Origin of the sequence: Winogradskyella luteola, assembly GCF_019203985.1 — a bacterium.
GTDB lineage: Bacteria > Bacteroidota > Bacteroidia > Flavobacteriales > Flavobacteriaceae > Winogradskyella > Winogradskyella luteola.
Genome location: NZ_JAGSPD010000006.1, coordinates 109,375 through 134,965, shown reverse-complemented (window position 1 = coordinate 134,965; position 25,591 = coordinate 109,375). Strand labels below are relative to the sequence as shown.

General features: G+C 36.3%; 26 protein-coding genes and 1 pseudogene. 5 read left to right on the top strand and 22 right to left on the bottom strand.

What is annotated here, in order from left to right; all coding sequences use genetic code 11:
* The first annotated feature begins 27 nt into the window (after nucleotides 1-27).
* The 4 genes from KCG49_RS09035 (at nucleotide 28) to KCG49_RS09020 (ending at nucleotide 4,591) form a co-directional block, all read left to right on the top strand.
* Entirely contained in the window at nucleotides 28-213 is a 186-nt protein-coding gene (locus tag KCG49_RS09035) for a C1orf53 family protein (RefSeq protein ID WP_218545997.1), read from the top strand.
* Entirely contained in the window at nucleotides 213-2,222 is a 2,010-nt protein-coding gene (gene hutU, locus KCG49_RS09030) for a urocanate hydratase (RefSeq protein ID WP_218545996.1), read from the top strand. The genes KCG49_RS09035 and hutU overlap by 1 nt, the downstream gene beginning before the upstream one ends.
* Before the next feature lie 10 nt (nucleotides 2,223-2,232).
* Nucleotides 2,233-2,793, top strand: a complete 561-nt coding sequence (locus KCG49_RS09025) for a DUF4136 domain-containing protein (protein WP_218545995.1) — start codon at nucleotides 2,233-2,235, stop codon at nucleotides 2,791-2,793.
* Between the two features lie 118 nt (nucleotides 2,794-2,911).
* Complete coding sequence (locus tag KCG49_RS09020; RefSeq protein WP_218545993.1) at nucleotides 2,912-4,591, top strand: SulP family inorganic anion transporter; 1,680 nt, start codon at nucleotides 2,912-2,914, stop codon at nucleotides 4,589-4,591.
* A gap of 7 nt (nucleotides 4,592-4,598) precedes the next feature.
* On the opposite strand, the gene KCG49_RS09015 is transcribed toward KCG49_RS09020, so the two are convergent.
* The 6 genes from KCG49_RS09015 to KCG49_RS08990 form a co-directional block, all read right to left on the bottom strand.
* Nucleotides 4,599-5,660 (bottom strand): bestrophin family protein, encoded by a 1,062-nt coding sequence (locus KCG49_RS09015; RefSeq protein ID WP_256259930.1) that lies wholly within the window; start codon nucleotides 5,658-5,660, stop codon nucleotides 4,599-4,601.
* Between the two features lie 15 nt (nucleotides 5,661-5,675).
* Nucleotides 5,676-6,779, bottom strand: a complete 1,104-nt coding sequence (locus KCG49_RS09010; RefSeq protein ID WP_218545991.1) for a bestrophin family protein — start codon at nucleotides 6,777-6,779, stop codon at nucleotides 5,676-5,678.
* 32 nt (nucleotides 6,780-6,811) lie between these two features.
* Nucleotides 6,812-8,860, bottom strand: coding sequence for an alpha-ketoacid dehydrogenase subunit alpha/beta (locus KCG49_RS09005; protein WP_439901099.1), 2,049 nt, complete (start codon nucleotides 8,858-8,860; stop codon nucleotides 6,812-6,814).
* 202 nt (nucleotides 8,861-9,062) lie between these two features.
* Nucleotides 9,063-10,130: a branched-chain amino acid aminotransferase gene (locus tag KCG49_RS09000; protein WP_218545988.1), complete on the bottom strand. Its 1,068-nt coding sequence runs from the start codon at nucleotides 10,128-10,130 to the stop codon at nucleotides 9,063-9,065.
* Between the two features lie 47 nt (nucleotides 10,131-10,177).
* Entirely contained in the window at nucleotides 10,178-10,543 is a 366-nt protein-coding gene (locus tag KCG49_RS08995; protein ID WP_218545986.1) for a four helix bundle protein, read from the bottom strand.
* 20 nt (nucleotides 10,544-10,563) lie between these two features.
* A complete protein-coding gene (locus KCG49_RS08990) occupies nucleotides 10,564-11,889 on the bottom strand; it encodes a dihydrolipoamide acetyltransferase family protein (RefSeq protein WP_218546160.1) in 1,326 nt (441 codons plus the stop codon).
* Between the two features lie 191 nt (nucleotides 11,890-12,080).
* Here KCG49_RS08990 and KCG49_RS08985 point away from each other — a divergent pair, with 191 nt between their 5' ends.
* The gene (locus KCG49_RS08985) at nucleotides 12,081-12,554 is read left to right on the top strand and encodes an Lrp/AsnC family transcriptional regulator (RefSeq protein ID WP_218545984.1); all 474 of its coding nucleotides are present in this window, start codon (nucleotides 12,081-12,083) and stop codon (nucleotides 12,552-12,554) included.
* Between the two features lie 106 nt (nucleotides 12,555-12,660).
* On the opposite strand, the gene KCG49_RS08980 is transcribed toward KCG49_RS08985, so the two are convergent.
* The 16 genes and pseudogenes from KCG49_RS08980 to paaB all read right to left on the bottom strand — a co-directional run bounded on the left by KCG49_RS08980 (nucleotide 12,661) and on the right by paaB (nucleotide 25,578).
* Nucleotides 12,661-13,257, bottom strand: coding sequence for an acyltransferase (locus tag KCG49_RS08980; protein WP_218545982.1), 597 nt, complete (start codon nucleotides 13,255-13,257; stop codon nucleotides 12,661-12,663).
* A gap of 82 nt (nucleotides 13,258-13,339) precedes the next feature.
* Complete coding sequence (locus KCG49_RS08975) at nucleotides 13,340-14,092, bottom strand: enoyl-CoA hydratase/isomerase family protein (protein WP_218545980.1); 753 nt, start codon at nucleotides 14,090-14,092, stop codon at nucleotides 13,340-13,342.
* A 39-nt stretch (nucleotides 14,093-14,131) separates the two neighbouring features.
* Nucleotides 14,132-14,449 (bottom strand): GIY-YIG nuclease family protein, encoded by a 318-nt coding sequence (locus tag KCG49_RS08970; RefSeq protein WP_218545977.1) that lies wholly within the window; start codon nucleotides 14,447-14,449, stop codon nucleotides 14,132-14,134.
* Nucleotides 14,450-14,492: 43 nt separating this feature from the next.
* Nucleotides 14,493-16,991 (bottom strand): phenylacetic acid degradation bifunctional protein PaaZ, encoded by a 2,499-nt coding sequence (gene paaZ, locus KCG49_RS08965; RefSeq protein WP_218545976.1) that lies wholly within the window; start codon nucleotides 16,989-16,991, stop codon nucleotides 14,493-14,495.
* 25 nt (nucleotides 16,992-17,016) lie between these two features.
* On the bottom strand, nucleotides 17,017-17,430 hold the full coding sequence (locus tag KCG49_RS08960) for a lipocalin family protein (RefSeq protein ID WP_218545975.1): 414 nt from the start codon (nucleotides 17,428-17,430) through the stop codon (nucleotides 17,017-17,019).
* Nucleotides 17,431-17,492: 62 nt separating this feature from the next.
* Nucleotides 17,493-18,095 (bottom strand): short chain dehydrogenase, encoded by a 603-nt coding sequence (locus KCG49_RS08955; protein ID WP_218545974.1) that lies wholly within the window; start codon nucleotides 18,093-18,095, stop codon nucleotides 17,493-17,495.
* 13 nt (nucleotides 18,096-18,108) lie between these two features.
* Nucleotides 18,109-19,344, bottom strand: a complete 1,236-nt coding sequence (pcaF, locus tag KCG49_RS08950) for a 3-oxoadipyl-CoA thiolase (protein WP_218545973.1) — start codon at nucleotides 19,342-19,344, stop codon at nucleotides 18,109-18,111.
* 94 nt (nucleotides 19,345-19,438) lie between these two features.
* A complete protein-coding gene (locus KCG49_RS08945; RefSeq protein WP_256259929.1) occupies nucleotides 19,439-19,726 on the bottom strand; it encodes a four helix bundle protein in 288 nt (95 codons plus the stop codon).
* Nucleotides 19,727-19,777: 51 nt separating this feature from the next.
* Entirely contained in the window at nucleotides 19,778-20,185 is a 408-nt protein-coding gene (locus tag KCG49_RS08940) for a PaaI family thioesterase (protein ID WP_218545972.1), read from the bottom strand.
* 77 nt (nucleotides 20,186-20,262) lie between these two features.
* Nucleotides 20,263-21,435 carry a 3-hydroxyacyl-CoA dehydrogenase NAD-binding domain-containing protein gene (locus KCG49_RS08935; protein WP_218545971.1) on the bottom strand — a complete coding sequence of 391 codons (1,173 nt, stop codon included), beginning with the start codon at nucleotides 21,433-21,435 and terminating at the stop codon, nucleotides 20,263-20,265.
* Between the two features lie 9 nt (nucleotides 21,436-21,444).
* Nucleotides 21,445-22,380 carry a pyridoxal-phosphate dependent enzyme gene (locus KCG49_RS08930; protein WP_218546158.1) on the bottom strand — a complete coding sequence of 312 codons (936 nt, stop codon included), beginning with the start codon at nucleotides 22,378-22,380 and terminating at the stop codon, nucleotides 21,445-21,447.
* Between the two features lie 99 nt (nucleotides 22,381-22,479).
* Nucleotides 22,480-22,794, bottom strand: a pseudogene (locus KCG49_RS08925) (endonuclease domain-containing protein); the annotation flags it as partial.
* A gap of 96 nt (nucleotides 22,795-22,890) precedes the next feature.
* The gene (locus KCG49_RS08920) at nucleotides 22,891-23,676 is read right to left on the bottom strand and encodes an enoyl-CoA hydratase-related protein (RefSeq protein WP_218545970.1); all 786 of its coding nucleotides are present in this window, start codon (nucleotides 23,674-23,676) and stop codon (nucleotides 22,891-22,893) included.
* 82 nt (nucleotides 23,677-23,758) lie between these two features.
* The gene (gene paaD, locus KCG49_RS08915; RefSeq protein WP_218545969.1) at nucleotides 23,759-24,259 is read right to left on the bottom strand and encodes a 1,2-phenylacetyl-CoA epoxidase subunit PaaD; all 501 of its coding nucleotides are present in this window, start codon (nucleotides 24,257-24,259) and stop codon (nucleotides 23,759-23,761) included.
* A gap of 120 nt (nucleotides 24,260-24,379) precedes the next feature.
* Nucleotides 24,380-25,132 (bottom strand): 1,2-phenylacetyl-CoA epoxidase subunit PaaC, encoded by a 753-nt coding sequence (gene paaC / locus KCG49_RS08910; RefSeq protein ID WP_218545967.1) that lies wholly within the window; start codon nucleotides 25,130-25,132, stop codon nucleotides 24,380-24,382.
* A 164-nt stretch (nucleotides 25,133-25,296) separates the two neighbouring features.
* A complete protein-coding gene (gene paaB, locus KCG49_RS08905; protein ID WP_218545965.1) occupies nucleotides 25,297-25,578 on the bottom strand; it encodes a 1,2-phenylacetyl-CoA epoxidase subunit PaaB in 282 nt (93 codons plus the stop codon).
* Nucleotides 25,579-25,591: the final 13 nt, after the last annotated feature.

Sequence of the window (25,591 nt, the reverse complement as noted above, 5' to 3'; positions counted from 1 at the left end):
AACCAATTTACATTATCTTTGTGAAACATGAAGAAATATGTCCCAATAGAAGACGGAGATTATTACCTAACACCTGAGGGTTATCGCTGTTTTACAGAACAATATCACTTAAAAAGAGGCTATTGTTGTGAAAGCGGTTGTAGGCATTGCCCATATGGATTTAACTCTTCGACAATGCTCAGGACAAAGAAGGATAAACTAAAAAATAAGTAATGCAAGTAACTAAGTTATCATTTAAAGATCAGATATTAGAAGGTATTCCGGGTACATTGCCTCAACCAAAACCTTATGATTCATCTATAAACCATGCACCGAAACGTAAGGCGATTCTTTCTTCTGAAGAAAAAAAATTAGCACTTAGAAATGCATTGCGATATTTTAATAAAAAGTATCATGAGGTTTTATTACCAGAGTTTAAGGATGAGCTAGATACCTATGGACGTATCTATATGTATCGTTTTAGACCTGATTATAAGATGTGTGCAAGACCAATTGATGAGTATCCTGCAAGATCAAAACAAGCTGCAGCTATAATGCTAATGATTCAAAATAATTTGGATTATGCTGTGGCACAACATCCGCACGAGCTGATTACTTATGGTGGTAATGGTGGTGTATTCTCTAATTGGGCGCAGTACAGGTTAACAATGAAGTATTTGGCCGAAATGAATGATGAGCAAACTTTAGTGATGTACTCTGGTCATCCCATGGGTTTATTTCCTTCCCATAAAGAAGCACCTAGAGTTGTAATTACCAATGGTATGATGATTCCTAATTACTCCAAACCCGATGATTGGGAAAAATTTAATGCATTGGGTGTTACACAATACGGTCAAATGACAGCAGGAAGCTACATGTACATTGGTCCTCAGGGAATTGTGCACGGTACGACAATAACGGTTTTAAACGGCTTTAGAAAAATAGGAAAATCGCCAAAAGGCAATCTTTTTGTCACCTCTGGTTTGGGTGGCATGTCTGGTGCACAGCCAAAGGCTGGTAACATAGCAGGTTGTATTACGGTTTGTGCTGAGGTTAACCCAAAAATTACACAAGTTAGGTTAGACCAAGGTTGGATAGATGAAAAAATTACAAATTTAAATGAGCTTGTTGAGCGTGTTAAGAAAGCAAAAGCTGATGAAGAAACAGTTTCAATCGCATATTTAGGGAATATTGTAGATGTATGGGAGAAATTTGATGAAGCTAATGTTCATATTGATTTAGGAAGCGATCAAACCTCCCTCCATAATCCTTGGGCCGGTGGCTATTACCCTGTTGGATTATCCTTCGAGGCATCTAATGATATGATGGCTAATGAACCAGAAAAGTTTAAGGAAGAAGTTCAAAAGAGTTTACGAAAACATGCTGATGCCATCAATAGGCATACAGAAAAAGGCACCTATTTCTTTGATTATGGCAATGCTTTTTTATTAGAAGCTTCTCGTGCAGGGGCAAATATTATGTCTAATAATCCTGAATTGGGAAGAGAGTTTAAATACCCAAGTTATGTGCAAGATATTATGGGGCCTATGTGTTTTGATTATGGTTTTGGACCTTTTCGTTGGGTTTGTGCCTCGGGAAAGCCAGAAGATTTAGCAAAAACTGATGAAATTGCCTGTAATGTCCTTGAGAATATCAAGAAAAATTCACCTCAAGAAATACAACAACAAATGGCTGATAATATTCAATGGATTAAGGGGGCACAAGAAAACAAACTCGTTGTGGGTTCACAAGCCAGAATATTATATGCCGATGCGGAAGGCCGGATGAAAATTGCTGAAGCATTCAATAATGCTATTAAGAAAGGAGATATAGGTTGTGTAATTTTAGGAAGAGATCACCACGATGTTTCTGGTACGGATTCTCCATACAGAGAAACAAGTAATATTTATGACGGTTCACGATTTACAGCAGATATGGCTATTCATAATGTTATCGGAGATAGTTTTAGAGGTGCCACTTGGGTAAGTATTCATAATGGAGGTGGAGTAGGTTGGGGAGAAGTGATTAATGGCGGATTCGGCATGGTTCTTGATGGTACTAAAGAAGCATCATCACGATTAAAACAGATGTTATTTTGGGATGTTAATAATGGTATCTCTAGACGAAGTTGGGCAAGAAATGAAGGTGCGGTTTTTGCCATAAAACGTGCCATGGAAGTTGAGCCTAATTTAAGTGTTACATTACCAAACTACGTTGATGACGATTTGTTAGAAACAATTTAAAAAAAAGCATATGAAAAAGTTACTCAAATTTACACCGATTATAGTTTTTGCTATCCTTTTGTCATCATGCAGTTCTATACGAGTTGCGGCGGATTATGATAGAGAAACAAATTTTGACCAGTACAAAACTTTTGCATTCTTTAAACCTGGTATTGATGAGGCTGAAATAAGTGATATCGATAAACGAAGAATCTTAAGGGCGATAGAAGCAGAACTCATGGCCAAAGGTATGACCAAGTCCGAAAATCCAGATATGCTTGTTAGCATTTTTACAAAGTCTAACCAGCGCGTTGATGTTTATAACACCGCTTGGGGCTTTGGAGGCTGGGGCTGGGGAGGCTTCGGCGGCTGGGGCTGGGGCTGGGGTCCTGGACTAGGCTGGGGAGGAAACCAAGTTTCTACCCGAACCGAAGGTATGCTCTTTATAGACCTTATAGATACCAATAAGAAAGAATTGGTTTGGCAAGGTTCTGGAACAGGTTACTTAGTTACCAAAAACATAGACAAGAAAGAAGCCCGTATTAAAGAATTTGTTTCTAAAACTATGGAGCAATTTCCTCCAGCTAGATGATAGCAACTTTAATTACAAAACACTAAGCACCAATTTATGGTGCTTTTTTTGTCAATAATTTTGAATTAGGCCATAAATCTAAATACTCTATCTTTGCCGACTTTTAAGAATAGATATTATGATATTAGGCCATACCACAAGAAAAAACTTTACACAAAATCCAAAGAATGATATTCTTTCGGGTTTAACAGTTGCTTTAGCATTAGTTCCAGAAGCTGTAGCATTTGCTTTTGTTGCTGGTGTTGACCCTTTGGTTGGACTTTATGGAGCGTTCATGATGGGAATCGTCACTGCATTATTTGGCGGACGACCAGGAATGATCTCTGGAGCTACAGGAGCTATGGCAGTAGTGATGGTACACCTTATTCAAAAAGGTAATGAGGTTGGGTTAACGCTAGAAAACCCAGTTGATAACCTTGGTACGCAATGGCTCTTTATAACACTTCTATTTGTAGGTGTAATTCAAGCCTTGGCAGGGATATTTAAACTTGGAAAATTTGTAAGGCTCATTCCACATCCTGTAATGATGGGGTTTGTTAATGGTTTAGCTATTGTAATTTTCTTAGCACAGTTAAAGTTGTTTCCAAATGCAGTCCCGAAAGAAATCTCTTTTCTAGATAATACATCTGAATGGTTCTCTCATTTGTTTTCTAATGGGTCTTTCTGGAAAATGATGTTATTTATAAGCTTAACCATGGGTATTATGTATGGTTTGCCTAAGCTTACTAAAAAAGTACCAGCAGCTTTAATTGCCATTATAACTGTGGCATGTATCACTATTTTTGGTGGTATTGAGATGGGTACCGTCGGTTCATTTATAGCTGATGGTGGCGGAGAAGGACTACAAGGATCATTGCCTTCATTTCAAGATCAGGTATTTGGATTTTTCGGAACGCTCTCTGGGCATTGGGGCTTAATTTTATCCACAGCCTTTATTCTTGCTGCAGTGGGCTTAATTGAGTCTTTAATGACTCTCAACCTTATTGATGAAATGACAGAAACTCGAGGAAACGGAAATAGAGAATGTATTGCGCAAGGTGGTGCAAATATATTAAATGGCCTGTTTGGCGGAATGGGTGGTTGTGCCATGATAGGGCAATCCATTATTAATGTAGATTCTGGTGGTCGTGGACGTTTGTCTGGTGCGGTGGCTGCAATAGCATTGCTTTGCTTTGTATTGTTTGGGGCACCTCTTATTGAACAAATACCAATTGCGGCATTAGTTGGGGTAATGTTTATGGTGGTCGTTGGAACTTTTGCATGGTCGAGTTTTAGAATCATCAGAAAGATTCCTTTGTCTGATGCTATAGTTTTAATTGCGGTTTCGGCAATTACGGTTTGGAAAGATTTGGCAATTGCGGTTATTGCTGGTGTTATAATTTCTGCATTAGTATTTGCATGGAAAAATGCAACTATGATTAGAGCTCGTAAACGCATTCAACCAGACGGTACAAAAACCTATGAAATTTGGGGGCCTCTTTTCTTTGGATCCATTCAAAATTTTAATTCAAAGTTTGATGTTAAAAATGATCCTGACAAAGTAGAAATAGATTTTGTTGAATCTCGAGTGAGTGATCATTCGGCACTAGAAGCGATTTTCAATTTGGTGAATAAATATGAAGCTGAAGGAAAATCAATAAAACTAAAGCATCTTAGCGAGGATTGTAAAATATTGCTCAGAAAGGGAAGTCCTAAGTTTGAAGACGTTATTGTAGAAGACGTGGACGACCCAAGGTACCACTTAGCTGCTGACCCTGAGAAATTCACAAAGCCACTGTCTGAATACAAATTGGATTAAACGCTAATTACATTTGAACGTTTTTGTCCTCTGGGAATTGACTTGGAATATTTTCCAAATCTTCATCCAACATTTCCCTAAGGTTAATTTCAATACTTCTTGAGATAGTAGAAATAGGGACATCATTAGGGTTGCCTTCAAAAGGGTTCTCACCAACTCTTGCCATACGTTCCATAGTATGAAATGCCCAAGAAACCACTGCGCAGAACGGGACGGCAACCCAAATAAAATAGTTTCCGATCATGTAAAAACTACCAGTCATGGATTTACCGATTTCAGCAAACTCGGGTATTAAACCAAAAGGAAGAAGAATTGCGAACACACGTGTTAAATATAACGAGAGACTTGCGTACTGTCTTGGGTACGGAAAATTTTTAATACGTTCAGATTTACCTTGATGTGTAAAAAGTGTTTCCAATACATTCTCTAATTCTAAAAATGCGAATTCCCAAATTAAACCAACTTTTTTTAGTTTCCTTATATGGGCAGATTGTAGATAAAGAACTGCCGTTTGCTTATTGGATTTGCTCATTACATAGTGCCGTTCTTCATCAGATAAATAACATTTAAGATTATCATCTAATGTAGACACTTCTTCTGGTATATGAATCATCTTACGCCATTCGCGGTTGGTTTTTGAAGTATGCTGTGTTTCCCAAGATTTACGTTGTCGCATAGAATAGCGAAGTGCAGTCATCCAAGCAATATGTCTGTAGATGAGAATACGCTTTTCTTCCTTAAGTTCTTCTTTTGGGATTGGTGGAGATTTATGGTCATTATTAACCATATCCTGTACTTTCATTCCCCAAGTACGTGAGGTGTTTACTATAGCTCCCCAAATCATTCGCGCTTCCCAAATACGTCCATAAGCCGAGTTATTTTGAAAACCAACCATAAAAGCCACGGCAGTACCAATTAAGGCGACTGGCGTCCATGGTACGTTTAAAAAGGTAAATCCAAATACTTTGTAAAGTACCGTAATAATTCCGGCATAAAAAAGATAAATGATGGTTTCACCTCTGGTCCAGAGTATCATATCTCTGACCGTATAACGTTTTTTTGTTAGCATAGTTTAAATTTAAGTTTACATAACAATATCATTCTTCCATTCGTAAGGTTGAGGAATATTGGTATCATCAATAAGCTGTCTAATATCAATTTCAATACCTCGGCTCATATTGGTAATTGGCACATCATTAGGTCCGCCTTCAAATGGGTTTTCGGTATTTTCCCCAATAGCTTCCATGGTATGGAATACCCAAGCCAACAAGGTACTGAATGGAATGGAGAACCAAACAAAATGCTGAGCAATAAACTCTTGAATTTTGTGTAAGGCTGAAGTATGAGACTTATGGTTTGCCAGATCTGCAATAATGTGTTCGCCAATGGATTCAAAACCTTCCATAATTCCAAAAGGCAAAAGAATAATAAATATCCAAACAAACATGTAGTTTAATGTTGCGAATTGTCTTGGGTAGGGAAAATTTTTAATGCGTTCACTTTTACCCTGTAAAGTGTAAAATTCCTTAAGCATGTTTGCCATTTCCATATGACGGAAATCTTCAATCAGCCCTTGTTGCATTAACTCTTTTAAGCGTCTGGATTGTACACCTAAAAGCTGAGAAGCTCTATTTCCCTTGGCGAAAACTTCGTGATATTCTTCTGCAGAAATATAACCATCTATAGCATCTTCAATTGGTATAGTATCTTCATGAACCAAATAATAGTTTTCTCTAAATTCTCGGTTAGATTTAGTGGCCTTTAAGTGTTGCTCCCAAGGTTTATCTGCTCTTAATTGATAGCGCAGAGCCGTAAGCCAAGCAATGTGCCTATGTACCAGTTCTTTATGAATATTGTGAAGGTGATCATCAGAAACCTTTTCCTTGCTATGATCATTATTAATAAAGTCTTTGACCATAATTGTCCAAGTACGTGAAGCATTAACAATACCTCCCCAGATTTTTCGTGCTTCCCAGAGTCGGTCGTAAGATGCATTATTCTTAAAGCTAACAATGAATGCCACGGCTGTACCTAAAACACCAAGAGGTAACCACGGTACATGCAACCATTTTAGACCAAGAATATCGAATAAAACAACAGGAATCGTAGCTAAAATAAGAAACAAAAATATATGTCTACGTGTCCATTTAATAACACCTTTAACAGGAAATATGCGTTTTGTATACATGAAAAATTTTATATCATGTAAGATACAAAAGACTAGTAATTAAGCAAATCTTCTATTTTAGCTTTTACTTTTTCTGTTGAAGGAATCATGGCCTGCTCTAAAGTGGAGTTTAATGGAATTGCCGGCATATTTTCACTACCAATAGTCATAACTGGGGCATCAAGATATTTAAAGCACTCTTCTTGAATTTTTCCAGCTAAGGCTCTTGCAAAACTATTGTTTGAAGGCTCTTCGGTAACAACCAAACACTTTCCTGTTTTCTTAACAGATTTCATAATGGTATCTTCATCTAAAGGAAATAATGTTCTTAAATCAATTATTTCAATCTGATCTCGCATTCCGAGTTCGCCTGAAGCATTGTATGCCCAATGCACGCCCATTCCGTAAGTTACAATAGTTAGAGTTTCAACATGGTCTTGTTTCCAGATTTCTTGTAATACCCAAGCTTTTCCAAAAGGTAATACATAATCTTCGCTTGGTTCAACCGAAGTTGCCGTTTGTGTACCTGGCACTTTAGACCAATACAAGCCTTTATGTTCTAAAATCACAACAGGATTGGGATCGTGATAAGCAGCTTTCATCAAACCTTTTAAATCGGCTCCATTACTTGGGTAAGCAATTTTAATTCCTCTAATATTTGTAATGACACTCTCTACCGAAGATGAGTGATAAGGCCCGCCACTTCCATAAGCACCAATGGGCACACGAAGTATCATACTTACAGGCCATTTGCCATTGGATAAATAACAACTTCGACTCACTTCAGTAAACAACTGGTTTAATCCTGGCCAAATATAATCCGCAAATTGTACTTCGACGATGGGTTTTAGCCCAACGGCACTCATGCCAACGGTTGAGCCAACAATGAAGGCTTCTTGTATTGGTGTGTTAAACACGCGGTCATCACCAAACTTTTGTGCCAATGTTGCGGCTTCCCTAAACACACCACCTAATCGTCCTCCAACATCTTGTCCGTAAAGTAAACATTCTTTGTGTTCTCGCATTAGCTCTTCAACAGCAAATAAAGCACAATCTACCATTACTACTTTATCGGCACCTTCAGGTTCACGAGTTCCTCTTTCTTCTGTTATAGGTGTTGGTACAAAATCATGTGTAAATAAATCCTCAGTTTTTGGATCCTCGGCTTGTAAAGCCTTTTTAAAATCTGAAGCTACTTTTTGCTTAGCTTCATTTTCTATGTAGTTAACATCTAATTCTGAAAATCCGTTATTCAAAAGCTGCTGTCTTAAAACGGGATACGGGTCTCGAGAACGTGCTTCATCTAGATCATCACGGTACCATTCCATGCGAACACCAGAAGTATGATGATTTAACAAAGGTACTTTAGCATGTATTAAGAAAGGCCGACGTTCTTTTCTAATAGTATCAATAACTTTTTCAATGGTGTTATAACTGTTTATAAAATTTGCACCATCAATTGAAATGGCTTCTAAGCCGTGGAAGCCTGCTGCATATTCTGCTGCATTTTGTGCTCTGGTTTCGGCTTCATTTGCTGAAATATCCCAACCATTATCTTGTACTAAATACAAAATAGGCATTTGCTTAAGAGCTGCCATTTGAAAGGCTTCTGCAATTTCACCTTCCGTGACTGATGCATCACCTAACGAGCATACTGAAATTGGATTCTCAATTGAAGTATCATTTAATCCTTGTAATTCTTTGTATTGCATTCCCATGGCAACACCAGTTGCAGGAATGGCTTGCATACCAGTCGCTGAAGATTGATGTGGAATTTTAGGCTTATCATCATCCTTTAAACTTGGATGCGAATAATAGGTTCTTCCTCCTGAAAATGGATCATCTCTCTTTGCTAATAACTGTAGCATTAAATCATAAGGCTCTAAACCAAATGATAATAACATAGCGTCATCTCTATAGTATGGAAATGCATAATCTTGAGGTAGGAGTTGCATACCTAAAGCGACTTGAATGGCTTCATGACCTCGAGATGTGGCATGTACATATTTGGAAACTTGCTTAAAATTTTCTTCATATAATTCTGCCATGGCTTTTGCTGTGCAGAGTTTTGAAAATCCTTTTTTTAGTATGTCTTTGTTCATATCTTTCATTCCTGCTAAGGCGGGAAACTATTTTTAATTATTCGTTTTATAACAGATTTCACATCAAATGCGGAATGACAAAACGTTTACAAATGCGTTAGCGATTGAACGGTCTGTTTGAGCTCCTCGCAGAGAGCAAGTAGTGAAAGCGCGACCATCTGCACTGAGCTTTTCGAAGTGTTGTGGTAACGCCCAAATTACTCTAAACCAGTTCCTTTCTTGTTTTAAGCATCCAACCAAACTTATCTTCTAATTGACCTGTTTTAATGGCATTTAAAGTGTCATTGACTTCTAGTCCTACAGGGCTTTCATCAGATACATGGATGGTTTCTCCTTCTAAACCTATGTCTTGAATGTAGGCAATACCTACTGCTGTTCCTGTTCCGAAGGCTTCTTCTAAGGTACCATTGGTTGATGCTTCTTTTATTTCGTCGATCGTAATTTTTCGTTCTGTAACCGAATAATTCATTGCACTAAGCATATCTATAACACTAGCTCTAGTGATACCGTGCAGTACAGAACCGTCTAGTTCTGGTGTAATAAATTCTCCATTAATTTTGAAGAAAATATTCATTGTACCAACTTCTTGAATGTATTTATGTTCAGCTGCGTCTAACCATAAGACTTGGTCATAACCTTTAGATTTTGCTAATTCCGTCGGACGAATTGCCGCTGCATAATTCCCAGCGGCTTTAGCTTCGCCTGTTCCGCCCGAAGCTGCTCTAATAAACTGCTTCTCTGCCCAAAGCTTTATGCGCTTACTGAAAAATGGACCTGCTGGTGATGCCATAATAATGAACTTATAATGCGTAGCAGCGCGCATGCCAATAAAAGGCTCATCGGCATACATAAATGGCCTTAAGTAAAGTGCACTTCCTTGTTGTGGTGGAATCCAATTATGCTCTAAACTTACCAATTCTTTTAGGCCTTCAACGAATAAATCTTCTGGAAAATTTGGCATTCCCATGCGGTCTGCACTTTTGTTTAACCGTGATGCATTTTGTTCTGGCCGAAACAACATAGGTTCACCTTCGGTATCTTTGTAGGCTTTCATGCCTTCAAAAATGGCTTGCCCATAATGCAATGCCATTGCTGCGGGATGTGTTGGAATCATTCCCATCGGTACAATCCTTGGATTTATCCATTTTCCATTTTCGTAATCACAAATAAACATGTGATCTGTAAATGTGGTTCCTAAAGGGATATTGTTAAAGTCTAGATGATCTACTCTAGATTTTTCTACTTTGGTAATTGAAATATTGTAATTCATTCTATTTTGTATTAATGAGACATGAAACAGGATAGACGAAACACGACTCAATCATTGTGATTTAAGGAATCTATAAAGTTTGAAATTTTACTCTGAATTTTCTGAATCTTATTCTGCAAGTCAAGAAACTTATTTTCTTCAATAAAATTTTGACGAAAACATATAATAAGTTGTGTTTCCCATTCAAAAGCAGACCCAAGACTATTTTCTAAAAACTGAATAAAATGCTTATTGGTTTTTTTACTGATTCCTTCAGATATATTTGACGCAATTGAAACTGAACATCGATTCATCTGACTTCTTAATCCATATTTCTCATAGTCAGGCAATTTATGGGCGATAGAATAATTATCATCAATCAAGTCCATTGCTTCAATCCAAATATGTAATTTCTTAAAATTATGTCTTTTCATACACGTCCTGTTTCTTGATTCTAAATATCTCTTTCAATATCAAACTGCTCAAAATAGTCGGCAACTCGACGTACAAAACTTCCACCAAGGAAACCATCAACCACGCGATGGTCAAAAGACAAGGACAAATACATCATACTTCTTATGGCTATTTCATCTCCATCTTCGGTTTCAATTACTTCTGGTCGCTTTTTAATAATCCCTAAGGCCAAGATGGCAACTTCTGGTTGATTGATTATTGGTGTACCCATAACGCTCCCAAAGGTTCCGACATTAGAAATGGTAAATGTGCTACCTTTTATATCATCGCCAGAGAGTTTGTTATCCCTTGCTTTGTTTGCCAGTTCGTTAACATTTTCAGCAAGCTGTTTTAAATTTTTTGTATCTGCTTTTTTAACTACAGGTACAATAAGGTTTCCACTTGGCAATGCTGTGGCCATACCAATGTTAATATCTTCTTTTACAATAATATTATTTCCGTCTACAGAGGCATTAATATTCGGAAAGTCTTTAATCGCTTTTGCAACAGTTTCAACAAATAATGGTGTAAATGTGAGTCGTTCTCCGTACGTTTCTTGGAATGCCGTTTTATTAGCATTACGCCAATTCACCATATTGGTTAAATCCGCTTCCACATAAGCCGTAACATGAGGTGAGGTATGTTTAGAATATACCATATGATCCGCAATCATTTTACGCATGCGATCCATTTCAATTATTTTTCCTTTGCCTTTATCGAAATTTAATTGCGGAATGTGATATGCTGTTGGATCTTTTTGAGCAACGGGTTGGGCGAATTTATAGGGTCTTCCATCCTCAATGTATTGAAATACATCACTTTTTCTTAAACGACCTTTATTTCCTGTTGCGGGAATTCGAGCAAGTTCTTCAAAACTAATGTGATGCTTTTTTGCAATTGAAATGATTAGTGGTGAAAAGAACGTATTACTGTTTGAAACTGAAAATAAATTCGATTGAGAGATTTCGACAGCACTTGTGCTGGGCGAAGTCGAAGTTCTCGATGTGATAGATGGTTTCTTTTTAGGCTTTCTTTGCTTTTGATGTGTCTCGACTACACTCGAAATGGAATCAGGTTTTTTGGACTTGGATTTTGAAGAAGAGCTGCCGTCAGCTTTAATTATGGCAATGGTTTCACCAATTTTGATGACATCGTTTGCCTTGTATAAAATTTCTTCAATAACACCAGAAATATTAGATGGTACTTCTGAATCCACTTTATCGGTTGCAACTTCTAATAGCATTTCATCCTCTTCAATTGTATCTCCTACATCTTTGAACCAAGTGATGATTGCGGCTTCAGTAATACTTTCCCCAAGTTTGGGCATTTTAAATTCGAAATTTCCCAATTCCTTTCTATTTGAATTATAAGAAACAAAAATAAGGAATAGGGTAGTTTGTTATTGTTAATTACTTCTAAATTAGATATAAAAAGAATATTTATCTGTATTGTATGGTTTTTTAAGTTTTTTATTCTTTTATATTTATGCTTTGGATACTCAAAACATATAATTTTCTTATGGCCTATTCACTTGACAAAATTGACCTACAATTACTAGAGATTCTTCAAAAGGATAGTAATCAGACCACTAAGCGCATTGCGGAACAATTAGGTATGACGACCTCTCCAGTTTTTGAACGTATTAAAAAACTTGAAAAAGAGGGTTATATCAAAAAGTATGTTGCTGTTTTAGACAATAAGAAAATAGGATTGAAGCTTACGGTTTTTATTGGTATTGCTTTACAGGGGCACACGAGGAGTTATCTTGAAAAATTTGTGAAAGAGATTAATAATTTTCCTGAGATTGTAGAATGTCATCGTGTTAGTGGAAATTTTGATTATTTACTGAAACTCGTTGTTGAAGATATAGAAGCTTATGAGACGTTCATTATTTCAAAATTAACGCTTCTTCCTTATTTAGGCAACGTGCAGAGTTTGATTACACTGTCTACAGGTAAAGAAACAAACGAGATAGATTTAAGTAGAATTTAACAAAAACGTTATTGTAAGGACGAAAGATATGGCAATCTGTTCATTTTGAAAACACCCCTAAAGTACCACTTCGGCAAGCTCAGCACATCGCCCCAAGGTAATAATTCTATTTTTTGAATGTTTCTCTCAAAGTTTTATAAACATCATCCTGAACTTTCATATTATCAGGTACTTCTCTTAGTGGATCAACCTCACGCAATGATTCATGGCAATCTTTTGGCAATTGTTGATAGAGTTCAGTCCCTTTCGTTTTCCACGCCATCATTTCATCACTGACTTGCTTGACTATTTTCGCAGGATTTCCAACTACTAAACTGCGCTTTGGAATTATAGTTTCCGCTTTTATAAAAGCCATCGCGCCGACTATAGATTCATCTCCTATTTCTGCATCATCCATGATGACTGTATTCATTCCAATAAGGCAATTTCTTCCTAAATTAGCTCCATGAATGATCGCTCCATGACCTACATGAGCACTTTCTTTAAGTGTAATTGATTTACCCGGAAACATATGTACCGTACAGTTCTCCTGAACGTTGACACCATCTTCTAAAATGATTTGCCCCCAATCTCCTCGAATTGCAGCTCCTGGACCTATATAACAGTTCTTGCCAATAATAACATTGCCAGTTACTGCAGCCAATGGGTGTACAAAACTACTTTCGTGAACAACTGGTGTATAGCCTTTGAATGAATATATCATTTTTATTGAGCATGTCATTTAGAGCGTGAGCGTAGAATCTCAGCAAGAGATTGCCACGTCCTGCGTCCTCGCAATGACAATTCTATTTATAGGTTTTTAATTTATTTTTTGTGAAATCAGAAAGGACCAATCGTCCACTTGTTTGCGCTCTTTCTGCTAGAAGGTCATCCCAGTCATCAGTGCCTTTCCAGAATACTTTTTTCATTTCTAGCATGGCTTCTGTATTGTACGTACATAAATGTTCAGCTGTTGCCTTTACAGCTTCATCCAATGCTTCAGTACTTTCATATACATGCGTATATAAGCCTTTTTGTTTGGCCCATTCCGCTGGATAAAATGAATTAGCATCAATTGCGATTTGCGACATCGCACTTAATCCCATTTTACGTTCAATAGCTGGACCGACCACAAATGGTCCGATACCAATATTAAGCTCGCTCAATTTAATTGCAGCGAATTTAGTTGCCATACAATAATCGGTTGAAGCCGCTAGTCCAACACCACCGCCAACAGTTTTGCCTTGTATGCGACCAATAATAAATTTAGGGCATTTGCGCATGGCATTAATCACATTGGCAAATCCCGAAAAGAAGACTTTTCCTGTTGCTGCATCATTGATGTTTATAAGTTCGTTAAAACTTGCACCTGCACAAAACGTTCGGTCTCCGCCACTTTTTAAAACGATAACTTTTATTGCATCATTTTGTCCAGCTTCAGTAATTGTATTCGCTAATTTTGCTAAAATATCTCCAGGTAGAGAATTGTGTGCAGGGTGAAAAAACTCAATGTATGCTACTTCGTTTTCTATGGTTTGTTTTACGTATGGTTGTGTCATGTTATTAGTATGTCAATGCGCACCCGTTGCGCATTCGTATTAAATATTGTTCCTATTATATTTGGTTAAATCCCAATCTTTACTCAAATCTTTCCAATTAGGATTTATGGATTCTATTTGATTTATCTTCCATTGTTTTTTCCATTTTTTAATGGTCTTTTCCCTTCGTATTGCTATTCTCATATCGGAATGCTCTTCAAAATATACTAATTTTTTAATATTATATCGTCCAACATGTGTTCCGTAAGTTGCTACTTTATGCTCACTTATTCGTCTTTTAATATTATTAGTGACACCAACGTAAAAAATATGGTTTCTTTCGTGGGTTAAAATATAGGTGTAATATTTTTCAGACATTGCATTTCAATTAGAGCGAATGCGCAACGGGTGCGCATTGACTTTACAAGAGACCGAATTGCTCGAAATGATGATTTAAATGCTTTCGCTCTAACAAATACCATTCATATTTATTTAATTCTCCAAATACCATATTATTCAATGTAGCGTCTGGATTCTCTTTAAAGAATTCTAAATAGGCTTCGCGTTGTGATTTAAATTTTTCAATAGCAGTTGCTAAATTTTCGTGTTTTAAGTCATCAAGTGTATCTTTTTCGAGTAATGGAAATTGGCTGTTTTTTGGAAACTTATCATAATTCCAAAGGCTGTTTTTTACCTTTTCCAAAATCTTTTCAGGTGTAGAGGTTTCAAAATCTTGAATTTCTCCTGCAGCAATTTCATAGGTGTATTCTAAATGTTCAACCATGTGTTGTGGTGTCATGATTCCCCATTTTGGTTTCATGTCTTCAGAAAGTTTTGATAAACAGTTATCAATCTTTTCATCTGTCATTTCTACGAAGGTTTCTTGCTTTTTCTGAACCATAGTAAGCACAGTCGCTAAAGCTACTAATTCATCCTCTGCATCAAATATTTCAGCAAACCATTTTACAATACCACTTGGATGCTCCGCTGAAGCGACATCTCTATCAATTTTTTGCTTACAAGTTAAGCGTACATAAATTGTATCATTGTGATACAACGGTCTTAAAAAACGACATTCTTCTAATCCATAATTCGCTGATACTGGTCCTTTATTTGGATACACAAATAATCCGGCGGCAGCTGAAATAATAAAATAGCCATGAGCGGTTCGTTTTTCAAAAATACTTCCATCTAAAGACGTAATATCCGTATGCGCATAGAAATGGTCCCAAGTTACATTGGCAAAACTTATGATATCTGAATCCGTAATGGTACGTTTATGAGTTTTCATGGACATACCAGTTTCAATATCTTCCCAATGGTATTTAAATGGATGTTGCTCTGCTTCTTTATATTTTGCGTTAGCTTGATAAATACCAGTAATTTCTGTAATTGTTGTTGGTGAACCTTGGATTGCTGTACGCTGTAAATAGTGCTTTATACCACGCATTCCTCCCATTTCTTCGCCACCACCAGCGCGTCCTGGACCACCATGAACTAAATATGGTAATGGTGAACCATGGCCTGTACTTTCTTTTGCGCTTTCTCTATTAAGTACTAAAATACGGCCATGATGAGATGCTGCATTCACCACATATTCTTTAGCGATTTTATCGTCATTAGTGGCAATGGAAGACACTAGAGAACCTTTGCCCATTTGAGCTAATTTTACCGCTTCCTCTAAATTTTTATAAGGCATAATGGTACTTACAGGCCCGAAAGCTTCACGCTCATGAATCACTGTATTTTGAAATGGATGATCTGCCCTTAATAAGATTGGACTTATAAATGCTCCTTTTTTAGCATCAGCACCAATAGTTTCAATTTTATCTAAATCTCCATAGACGATCTGTGCTTCTTTTGCTAAATCGTTTACCGAATCTTTAACGGCTTGTACTTGTTGACGACTTACTAATGAGCCCATTCTGACTTCTTTTAGCCTTGGGTCTCCAATAGTAATTTTATCTAAGGCTTTTCCCAATGCAATTTGAACATCTTCAACTAGATTTTCGGGTACGATGATTCGTCTAATCGCTGTACATTTTTGTCCAGCTTTGACTGTCATTTCTTTTCTGACTTCTTTGATGAACAAATCAAATTCTGGTGTTCCGGGAATGGCGTCTTCACCTAAAATGGAAGCATTTAATGAATCAGCTTCCATAGTAAATGGTACAGATTCTTGAATTAATCTTGGGTGGGCTTTTAATAAACGACCTGTTTGAGCAGAACCTGTAAACGTAACTACATCTTGAGATTCTACGGTGTCTAAAATAGTTTTTACAGTTCCGTTAATAATTTGAAGTGCGCCTTCTGGAAGAATACCAGAATCGATAATAGTTCTGGCAACAGCTTCTGCTAAATACGATGATGATGGTGCTGGTAATACCACAGCAGGCATGCCTGCCATCCAATTAACAGCGCATTTTTCTAACATGCCCCAAACGGGAAAATTAAACGCATTAATATGCACCGCTATACCTTTTTTAGGCACCATAATATGATGTGCCATGAAGCGTCCTCCACGAGATAAATCGATAGCATCACCTTCTACATGAAAAGGTTGATTTGGGAATAATTTACGTAAAGATGCATTAGCAAATAAGTTACCGAAACCACCTTCAATATCTATCCAACTATCTACTTTGGTAGCTCCTGTACGATAACTTAATTCATAAAACGCGTCTTTTCGTTTTGTAAGGTATAATGCTAATTTTTTAAGCATATTTCCTCGTTCCTGAAACGTCATCTTACGAAGTTGTTCGCCACCTTTAGTTCTTCCGTAGTTTAAAATTTCAGGAATATCTAAGCCTTCAATAGCTATACTCGTAAATGCTTCGCCTGTTATAGCATCACGAACTGGTGTGCCGTCTTCTTTTCCTGTTGTCCAGTTACCTTGAACGTAGTGTTGAATCTTATTCACAATCTATTCCTATTTTAATTGGTTTTTATACTTTATTCATTTTCATTAAAAAATAGTCGTCTTTTGCATTTATTTTAAATAAAATGTTTTCATCACTTTTTGTAATAAAAATTTCCAGTTCTTTTTCCTCATTGTTTTCTATTAAAACAGATACTTGATTGGCATCTCCTGAAAGTCGCCAGACTGAATTATTTACAACAGAGACAATCATTGAAAAGAAGCTATTCGCATGAGAAGTTTCTAGTTTAAATGTTTTGTCTTCATTAAATGTAAAACTTGCATTTCTAAAACTATCTGTCATTAAGCTAAAAGGTGGGTTTTCTGGAGACTTCTCCATATCAACAACTTCCCATTTACCTTTTATAGATTCATTATTAATAATCTGAGCATTTAATACGAGATTAAAAAGGATGAATACAATTAACATATTATTTTTCATACTACTTATTTTATGGCATCATTTTTAGATGATGGATTGACACTGTTAAATACATTTTCTACTTATGCCGTTATTCTTAAAATTCTTCCTGTGATTCTTCCCTCGATAGACTTAACATAACCGTCTACAATTTTGTGCATTGGTACTGGTGTATTTCCTGGAAAATAAGCTGCATACTTTTCAAATGAGTCTTCGACTAAATCCGAACAAACTACATTGATACGTTTACCGTCTTCCAACTCTAAAGCAACGGCTTTAGCAAAACTATTTATAGCACCATTGACCATTGCTGCACTTGTTGTCATATCAACAGGGTCATCTGCTAGTATTCCTGTAGATAATGTTATAGAACCATTTGAATTGAGATAATCCTTACCAATGCGAACCACATTGACTTGCCCCATCATTTTGCTTTTAATACCTATGTAAAAGTCTTCTTCGGTTAAATTATCTAGTTTATCCCATTTGGCATCGCCAGCAATAGCAACGATAGCATCTAGTTTACCAACAGAATCAAACATGTTTTTAATGGATGATACTTCCGAAAAATCAACGGTTACGTCTCCAGAATTTCTTCCTGCTATAATGACTTTGTGCTTTTCCGAAAGCTTTTCTGAAACTTTCTTTCCAATAGTTCCATTTCCGCCAATAATTAATACTTTCATTGTCTTTACTTCTTTATGCTTTTTCTATTACACAAGCATATCCTTGTCCAACACCTATGCACATCGTTACCAATGCGTATTTTTTATTTTGCTCATGCAATTCTAATGCTGCTGAATACGCAATTCTTGTACCTGTTACTCCCAGTGGATGGCCAATGGCTATTGAGCCACCATTTGGATTTACTCTTGGGTCATCATCTGCTAAACCCCAAGCTCTTGTACAGGCTAATGCCTGAGCTGCAAATGCTTCATTAAGTTCAATTATATCAATATCGTCCATAGTTAGACCTGCTTTTTCTAAGGCTTTATTAGACGCTTGAACAGGCCCAATTCCCATAATTCTTGGTTCTACACCAACGACAGCCGAACTTACGATTCTAGCTAACGGTTTTAGATTGTATTTTTTTACAGCATCTTCTGAAGCAATTATCGTAGCTGCTGCTCCATCATTTAGACCTGACGCATTTCCAGCTGTGACGCTTCCTCCTTCTTTTTTGAAAGCAGCTCTTAACTTACCTAATATTTCTATTGATGTGCTTGGTTTTATAAATTCATCTTTTGAAAATTGGATTGGGTCTTTTTTTCGTTGAGGAATTTCAACCGTTACGATCTCTTTTGATAGTCTCCCATTTTCTTGAGCCTTAGTCGCTTTCATTTGACTCCAATACGCAAACTTATCTTGGTCTTCTCTTGAAATATTATATTTTTCAACCAAATTCTCTGCAGTCATTCCCATACCATCTGTTCCATACAACTTGTGCATTTTAGGGTTGATAAAACGCCATCCAAAAGTGGAATCGTACATTTTAGAATCTCCTCCAAAGGCTGTAGATGGTTTCGCCATTACATATGGACCTCTGGTCATATTCTCAACACCGCCAGAAATAAACACATCACCATCTCCTGCTTTGATAGCACGATTAGCGTGAATGATTGCTGACAAGCCCGAACTACATAACCTATTGACCGTTTCTCCAGGAACTGTAAAAGGCAAACCTGCTAACAACGATGACATTCTTGCAACGTTACGGTTGTCTTCTCCGGCTTGGTTGGCACAACCCATTATCACATCATCATAAGCTTCTTTAGGGATGTTTGGATTTCGTTTTACAACTTCTGATATCACTAAAGCCCCTAAATCATCTGTCCGAACCGCAGATAATGTACCTTTATAATTTCCTATTGGTGTTCTTATTCCGTCGATTATATAGGCTTGAGGTGTGAGGTGTGAGGTGTGTTGTTTGCTCATGATTTTCTGCTTATTCTTTTTAAAATGGTATTTCGTAATGATGTAATCATCTTTGATAATTCGGTTATTATTTTTCTGTTTTCTTCGTCTTCGTCTATTGAATATAGTTTTGCATTTGCACTTTTGAGCTGCAAGAAACACACTCGTGTGCACTATGCCAAGCATTACCCAAATAATTATAAAATTGTTTATCTGTTCTGGATGAGCTTTCAGAGATATTTAAAGCAATAGAATCTGCAGCTCTTTTGAATTGAGAAGTTATTTCGAAACGCTCTTGTTTAGGAAACTTTTTTATTACGTCATTTACAACTTCGCCAAATTCCATAGCTTTTTGATATACGTTTAAATCTTCAAACTTAAAATGATACTTCGATTTCCTCATCTGTTATTAATTTTTTCCTCAAATATTACTCATACCACATACCTCACACTTTTATTCTTCCCAGTTTTTAGCTGTTCTGTAAACCACACCTTTAAAAAGTGCCACCAATTCATCACCTCGCTTAACCTCTACGATGTTAAAGCCGAGTTTGTTATTTACTTTTTCAATAACTGATTCAGCTACTAAATAATCACCTTCTTCTAAGGCTTCAATATGGTTAATACTTGTTTCAATGGAAACCGCATATTTACCATGCGTATTTGCTGTAAAACCAAATGCTGTGTCAGCTAATGAATAGCTAATACCTCCATGTGCATAGTTCATACTATTGAGCATGTCTTTTCTAACGGTCATGGCGACTTTACAACGTCCGATTTCACACTCAAGAATTTCTATTCCCATCCAAGTACTGAACGCATCTTGGCTTAACATTTTATATGGAATTTTGACTCTTTTCATATTCTATTTTGTCATTGCGAGGACGAAGGACGTGGCAATCTCATTATGAGATTCTTCGCTTCGCTCTGAATGACACTCTAATTAAAGAATGTTTTATGTTCTCTATTCATCTTGCGCAATAGCGGACTACATCGGTATCTATCTTCATGATACACTTCATACAATTTGTCCAATGCTGTAACACATTTATCAATACCTATTTCATCAGCCCAAGCCAATAACCCTTTTGGATAATTAACCCCTTTTGTCATAGCATTATCTATGTCTTCTGCTGAAGCAATATTTAAAAATAATGCATCTGCAGCTTCATTAATCAGCATCACTAAAACACGATTAAAAATTTGCTGTGCCAGTTCAGGGTTATGAGATTTCTCACTATCGTTCGAAATGACAAGTCGACTATTTTCGTCATAATCGTAATAGCCTTTTCCTGTTTTTCTACCTAAATAGCCTGCTTCAGCAAAACGCTTTTGTGTGAAGGCAGGTTTATATCTTGGGTCAAAATAGAATGCTGTAAACACAGTTTCTGTTACTGTATAATTAACATCGTTACCAATAAAATCCATCAATTCAAATGGCCCCATTCTAAAACCTCCAATAGTTTTTAAACTCCAATCTATGGTTGCAAAATCAGCTATGCCTTCTTCATAAATTCGTAAGGCCTCACCATAAAATGGTCTCGCCACTCTATTGACAATAAAACCAGGTGTATCTTTTGCTACTGCAACTACTTTTTTCCAATCGGAAATGATTTTAACAGAAGTCTCTAAAACGTCGTTTGATGTTTGAATCGCAGGAATGATTTCAACCAACTTCATTAAAGGCGCTGGATTGAAGAAATGAATCCCAATGCAGCGCTCTGGCTTTTCTAAAGATGCAGCAATAGAAGCTATGGATAAACTTGAAGTATTCGAAGCAATGATACAATCGTCTCCCACATAACTTTCTAATTCTGAAAAGACTTTCTTCTTAATGTCTAAGTTTTCGACAATAGCTTCAATGGTTAAGTTTGAATCTGATAAATCCTTTAGCTTATTGACATAACTGATATTTGACTGAATCCTCACCTTTTCGTCTGCATCAATTCGACCTTTTTCAATGAGCCGATTTAGTATTTTTTCTAAAGCAGATTTTGCTTTATCTAAAGCTGCTTGATTTGTATCGTATAATTTTACCTGACAACCAGCAGTTGCAGCAACTTGTGCAATGCCACTTCCCATGGTTCCAGAACCTATAATTCCTACGTTCATAGTTTTATATTAAAATGGTAGATTTTTGACATCCACATTACCGCCAGACAAAATAATTCCGACGTTTTTATTTTTGAATTCTTCCTTATTCTTCAATACAGCTGCAAAAGGTACTGCGCATGATGGTTCGATAATAATTTTCATACGTTCCCAAATCAGCTGCATGGCATTTATAATTTCATCTTCTTCAACACGAATAATTTTCTCTACAAGCTCTTTTATAATCGGAAAATTACGGTCACCTAAATGGGTTCGTAAACCATCTGCAACGGTATGAAAACTATTATTTGTTTCTATTTTGCCAGACATTAACGAACGATAAGCATCATCAGCCTCCATCGGCTCTCCACCAATCACTTTACAGTTATTAGAAAAATAATTTGCGGCTAGAGCAGTTCCTGCAATTAATCCACCACCACCTACTGGTGTTAAAATTACATCTAATTTTGGGTATTCCTCTAACAATTCCATTGCAGCAGTACTATTACCATAAATCACCTCATCTTGATTTGATGGATGTAAAAAGGATGCTCCTTTTTCTTCTTTAATTTTATTAGCTGTTGCTCCTCTCGCCTGAAGTGTTGATTCACATTCTATGATCTCACCTTCATAAGTTTTTACAGCATCTTTTTTAACTTGAGGCGCATTCTCTGGCATTACGATATAAGCTTTTACTCCTAGTTTTTGAGCTGCTAATGATACTGCTTGTGCAAAATTACCTGAAGAATGTGTAACAACCCCACGTTGTCTTTCTTCTTCGGATAAAGATAATATAGCATTGGCCGCACCACGCATTTTAAAGGCTCCCATTTTTTGAAAGTTCTCACATTTAAACACCACATCAGCACCAACCATATCATTAATTAAGCTAGAACTTAAGACAGGTGTTTTATGAATAAAAGGTTTTATTCTTTTATGAACTTCTATGAGAAGTTTTTTGGAAATTTTCTCTAAATCTTCTTCACTACAATTGTCTCCTTGAGGAGACTTCAGGGGTTTTTGTAAAGATTTCACTTTATCTTCCAAAGACATAGAAACACTAAAAATGTTATGCTTTACATCAGAGTCAGAAAATCTGATAAATTGGACGCCATGTTCTTCTAACCTATTTTGTCTGTTTACATCTTCAAAATATTTGAAATCATGAGAATCCCCATCAATTTCTATTGCAAGTTGAATTTCATGACAATAGAAATCAACTATATAGTCTAACATTGGTATTTGTCTGTGGAATTGAACTCCTAAAGCTCTATTTTTGATATTTTTCCATAATAAAACCTCAGCTAAGGTGCTGTTTTTTCGTAATTGCCTTGCGTATTCTTTAAGTTTTGGATTGTATGGTATTATTTTGTTTTTCACTTTACACCCCTTGATAATCGTTGTTTTTTACACCCCTAAAGTCCCCTCAAGGGGATAATTCTAAGATTGAAATTTTTCTCAATCTAATTTGAAGCGCTAGCTCCCTTTAAAATTAGGTTTTCTTTTTTCTATAAATGCCGCAACACCTTCTGCATAATCATTACTACTGGCTGCTTCTATTTGTAATTTAGATTCTAATGCCAATTGGTCTTCTAATGTATTGGTCATTGATTTATTGAATAATTCCTTGATAAGGCCTAAAGCTTTTGTAGGCATATTTGCTAATTTAATAGCTAATTGATTTATGGTCTCTTCAAAATCATCCAACGGAACAGACTTATAAATCATACCCATTTTTTCCGCCTCTTCAGCCGAAATTTTATCTCCTAACATTGCCAATGCCTGCGCCTTCTGAAAACCAATAAGTCGCGGTAAAAAAAAAGTTCCTGCACTATCAGGAACCAAACCTATTAAACTAAAGGCTTGAATAAAACTTACCTTTTCGTGAGCAACAACTATATCGCATGCTAATGCAATATTAGCACCAGCACCAGCAGCAACACCATTTACTGCTCCAATAATTGGTTTCTTAATTGCACGTAATCTTGTAATGATTGGATTATAATGCTCTTCTAATATTTTTTTAAATCCAGGATTTAACTCTGGATCTGTCACTTCTTTTAAATCCTGACCAGCACAAAATGCTTTTCCATTGCCTGTGAGAATGATGGCTCTTATAGCTTCATTAGATTCACAATCATCTAGAGTATTTTGAAGATTCAACGCCATCTCTCGATTGAAACTGTTGAATACATCTGGTCTATTTAAAGTAATTCGTGCTACTTTGTTTTCTATTTTCAAAAGAATTGAATTATTGCTCATTCACTTATTTGTTTGTGTCATTGCGAGGACGAAGGACGTGGCAATCTAACTAAGAGATTCTTTACTTCGTTCTGAATGACATTTACTTTAAACATTTAAAATAATCAAAAGGTTCTTGACAATCCTGACATTGAAATTGCGCTTTGCATGCTGTAGAACCAAATTGACTTACCAATCTTGTATTTTGAGATCCACAATTGGTACATTTAACTATTCGCTTACCATTAAGTAACACATCTTTATCAGCTTCTGCATCTAATGGTGCTGCAATTCCGTAATTTTCTAGTGCTTTTCTCCCTCTTGGTGTAATCCAATCTGTCGTCCAAGCTGGATGCAAAATCAAATCAATTTCAGATTCATAACCAGCTTCTTTTAATGCTTTTTTAATATCATCTCCAATAACGTCCATTGCAGGGCAACCACTGTAGGTTGGAGTTATTTCAACTTTTACTACATCATTTACAAATATTGCAGAACGAACAACACCCATATCCATTATAGATAATACGGGGATTTCAGGGTCTGAGACTTTTTCTAAAATCTCGACCAATTTTGAATCTATGTTTTGTTCTGTTGCTGTCATATTTCTACTGAAACTGAATTTGAACTTGAATTCGAAGTGTTTTGATATTCGTTTTTACTTTTGGTTAAGATTCAAGTTCAAGTTCAAGTTCAAGTTCAAGTTCAAGTTCGATTTCTTTTTCTACCATTGCATATTTGGATAGGCACGTTGCATATATTGTAATTCTGCTAATATGTATCCTAAATGTTCTGTGTGGATTCCTTGTTTCCCTCCTTTTTGGAAGTATTTAACGTCTGGAACTTCTAACGTCGCTTCTTCCAACACTTCTGAAACATACTTGTAATAATCGTTTTTGAGTTGAGTAACATCAACACCAATACCTTCGGTTACCATAGCTTTATCTGCCTCAGTTTGATGAAACAACTCATCAGTATATACCCAAAGGTCATTAATGGCTTGCTGCATTTTCGACTTACTTTCTTCAGTGCCATCTCCCAAACGTCTTACCCAATCAGATGAGAAACGTTCGTGATAACTCACCTCCTTAATACATTTATTGGCTATGGCTGCTAAAGTTAAATCTGTACTTTTTTGTAATTCTCCTAAGAATGCTAAATGATAAGCGTCAAATAAAAACTGACGACTAATGGTATATGCAAAGTCTGTATTTGGTTGCTCAACTAAAAGTACATTTTTATAATCTCGCTCTTTTCTTAGCATTGCAATATCATCTTCAGATCTTCCATCTCCTGCAACTTTGCCTGCGTATTGAAAATAACTTCGTACTTGCCCGAATAAATCCAATGAAATATTAGTGCAAGCAATGTCTGTTTCTAAACTCGGTCCATGACCTGTTAATTCACCTAATCTTTGTCCGAGTATTAGAGAATTATCTGCAATACCGAGAATGTAATTATATAAGTTTTCTTTCATTATATTCAATATTGAAATTGAAGTCGAACTTGAATTCGAAAAACTTCAATTAGTATTTTTAATTCTTGTTACAATAATTCTAATTAATTGGTCATTTTTATCTTTTAAATCATTTCGATTTCAGTTTCTCCCGATAACTATGGGATTCAAATTCGATTTCGCTTTTACATATGTTTTACTTCGTCCGGTACATCATAAAATGTAGGATGACGGTACACTTTATCTTGAGCTGGCTCAAATAATTCGCCATTGTTTTCTGGGTTTGAAGCCGTGATATGTTTAGATTCCACAACCCAAATGCTTACACCTTCATTACGTCTTGTGTAAACATCTCTAGCATTTTCTAACGCCATATCAGAATCTGCTGCATGAAGACTGCCAAAGTGTCTATGTTCTAATCCGTTTTTACTTCTTACGAAGATTTCCCATAAGGGCCAATTTTTCATTTGAATTTGAGTT

What these genes read in the sequence shown, in the direction of transcription:
- KCG49_RS09035 (WP_218545997.1), top strand. Translation starts at nt 28, where the DNA reads ATGAAGAAATATGTCCCAATAGAAGACGGAGATTATTACCTAACACCT.
- hutU (WP_218545996.1), top strand. Translation starts at nt 213, where the DNA reads ATGCAAGTAACTAAGTTATCATTTAAAGATCAGATATTAGAAGGTATT.
- KCG49_RS09025 (WP_218545995.1), top strand. Translation starts at nt 2,233, where the DNA reads ATGAAAAAGTTACTCAAATTTACACCGATTATAGTTTTTGCTATCCTT.
- KCG49_RS09020 (WP_218545993.1), top strand. Translation starts at nt 2,912, where the DNA reads ATGATATTAGGCCATACCACAAGAAAAAACTTTACACAAAATCCAAAG.
- KCG49_RS09015 (WP_256259930.1), bottom strand. Translation starts at nt 5,660, where the DNA reads ATGCTAACAAAAAAACGTTATACGGTCAGAGATATGATACTCTGGACC.
- KCG49_RS09010 (WP_218545991.1), bottom strand. Translation starts at nt 6,779, where the DNA reads ATGTATACAAAACGCATATTTCCTGTTAAAGGTGTTATTAAATGGACA.
- KCG49_RS09005 (WP_439901099.1), bottom strand. Translation starts at nt 8,860, where the DNA reads ATGAACAAAGACATACTAAAAAAAGGATTTTCAAAACTCTGCACAGCA.
- KCG49_RS09000 (WP_218545988.1), bottom strand. Translation starts at nt 10,130, where the DNA reads ATGAATTACAATATTTCAATTACCAAAGTAGAAAAATCTAGAGTAGAT.
- KCG49_RS08995 (WP_218545986.1), bottom strand. Translation starts at nt 10,543, where the DNA reads ATGAAAAGACATAATTTTAAGAAATTACATATTTGGATTGAAGCAATG.
- KCG49_RS08990 (WP_218546160.1), bottom strand. Translation starts at nt 11,889, where the DNA reads ATGCCCAAACTTGGGGAAAGTATTACTGAAGCCGCAATCATCACTTGG.
- KCG49_RS08985 (WP_218545984.1), top strand. Translation starts at nt 12,081, where the DNA reads ATGGCCTATTCACTTGACAAAATTGACCTACAATTACTAGAGATTCTT.
- KCG49_RS08980 (WP_218545982.1), bottom strand. Translation starts at nt 13,257, where the DNA reads ATGATATATTCATTCAAAGGCTATACACCAGTTGTTCACGAAAGTAGT.
- KCG49_RS08975 (WP_218545980.1), bottom strand. Translation starts at nt 14,092, where the DNA reads ATGACACAACCATACGTAAAACAAACCATAGAAAACGAAGTAGCATAC.
- KCG49_RS08970 (WP_218545977.1), bottom strand. Translation starts at nt 14,449, where the DNA reads ATGTCTGAAAAATATTACACCTATATTTTAACCCACGAAAGAAACCAT.
- KCG49_RS08960 (WP_218545975.1), bottom strand. Translation starts at nt 17,430, where the DNA reads ATGAAAAATAATATGTTAATTGTATTCATCCTTTTTAATCTCGTATTA.
- KCG49_RS08955 (WP_218545974.1), bottom strand. Translation starts at nt 18,095, where the DNA reads ATGAAAGTATTAATTATTGGCGGAAATGGAACTATTGGAAAGAAAGTT.
- pcaF (WP_218545973.1), bottom strand. Translation starts at nt 19,344, where the DNA reads ATGAGCAAACAACACACCTCACACCTCACACCTCAAGCCTATATAATC.
- KCG49_RS08945 (WP_256259929.1), bottom strand. Translation starts at nt 19,726, where the DNA reads ATGAGGAAATCGAAGTATCATTTTAAGTTTGAAGATTTAAACGTATAT.
- KCG49_RS08940 (WP_218545972.1), bottom strand. Translation starts at nt 20,185, where the DNA reads ATGAAAAGAGTCAAAATTCCATATAAAATGTTAAGCCAAGATGCGTTC.
- KCG49_RS08935 (WP_218545971.1), bottom strand. Translation starts at nt 21,435, where the DNA reads ATGAACGTAGGAATTATAGGTTCTGGAACCATGGGAAGTGGCATTGCA.
- KCG49_RS08920 (WP_218545970.1), bottom strand. Translation starts at nt 23,676, where the DNA reads ATGAGCAATAATTCAATTCTTTTGAAAATAGAAAACAAAGTAGCACGA.
- paaD (WP_218545969.1), bottom strand. Translation starts at nt 24,259, where the DNA reads ATGACAGCAACAGAACAAAACATAGATTCAAAATTGGTCGAGATTTTA.
- paaC (WP_218545967.1), bottom strand. Translation starts at nt 25,132, where the DNA reads ATGAAAGAAAACTTATATAATTACATTCTCGGTATTGCAGATAATTCT.
- paaB (WP_218545965.1), bottom strand. Translation starts at nt 25,578, where the DNA reads ATGAAAAATTGGCCCTTATGGGAAATCTTCGTAAGAAGTAAAAACGGA.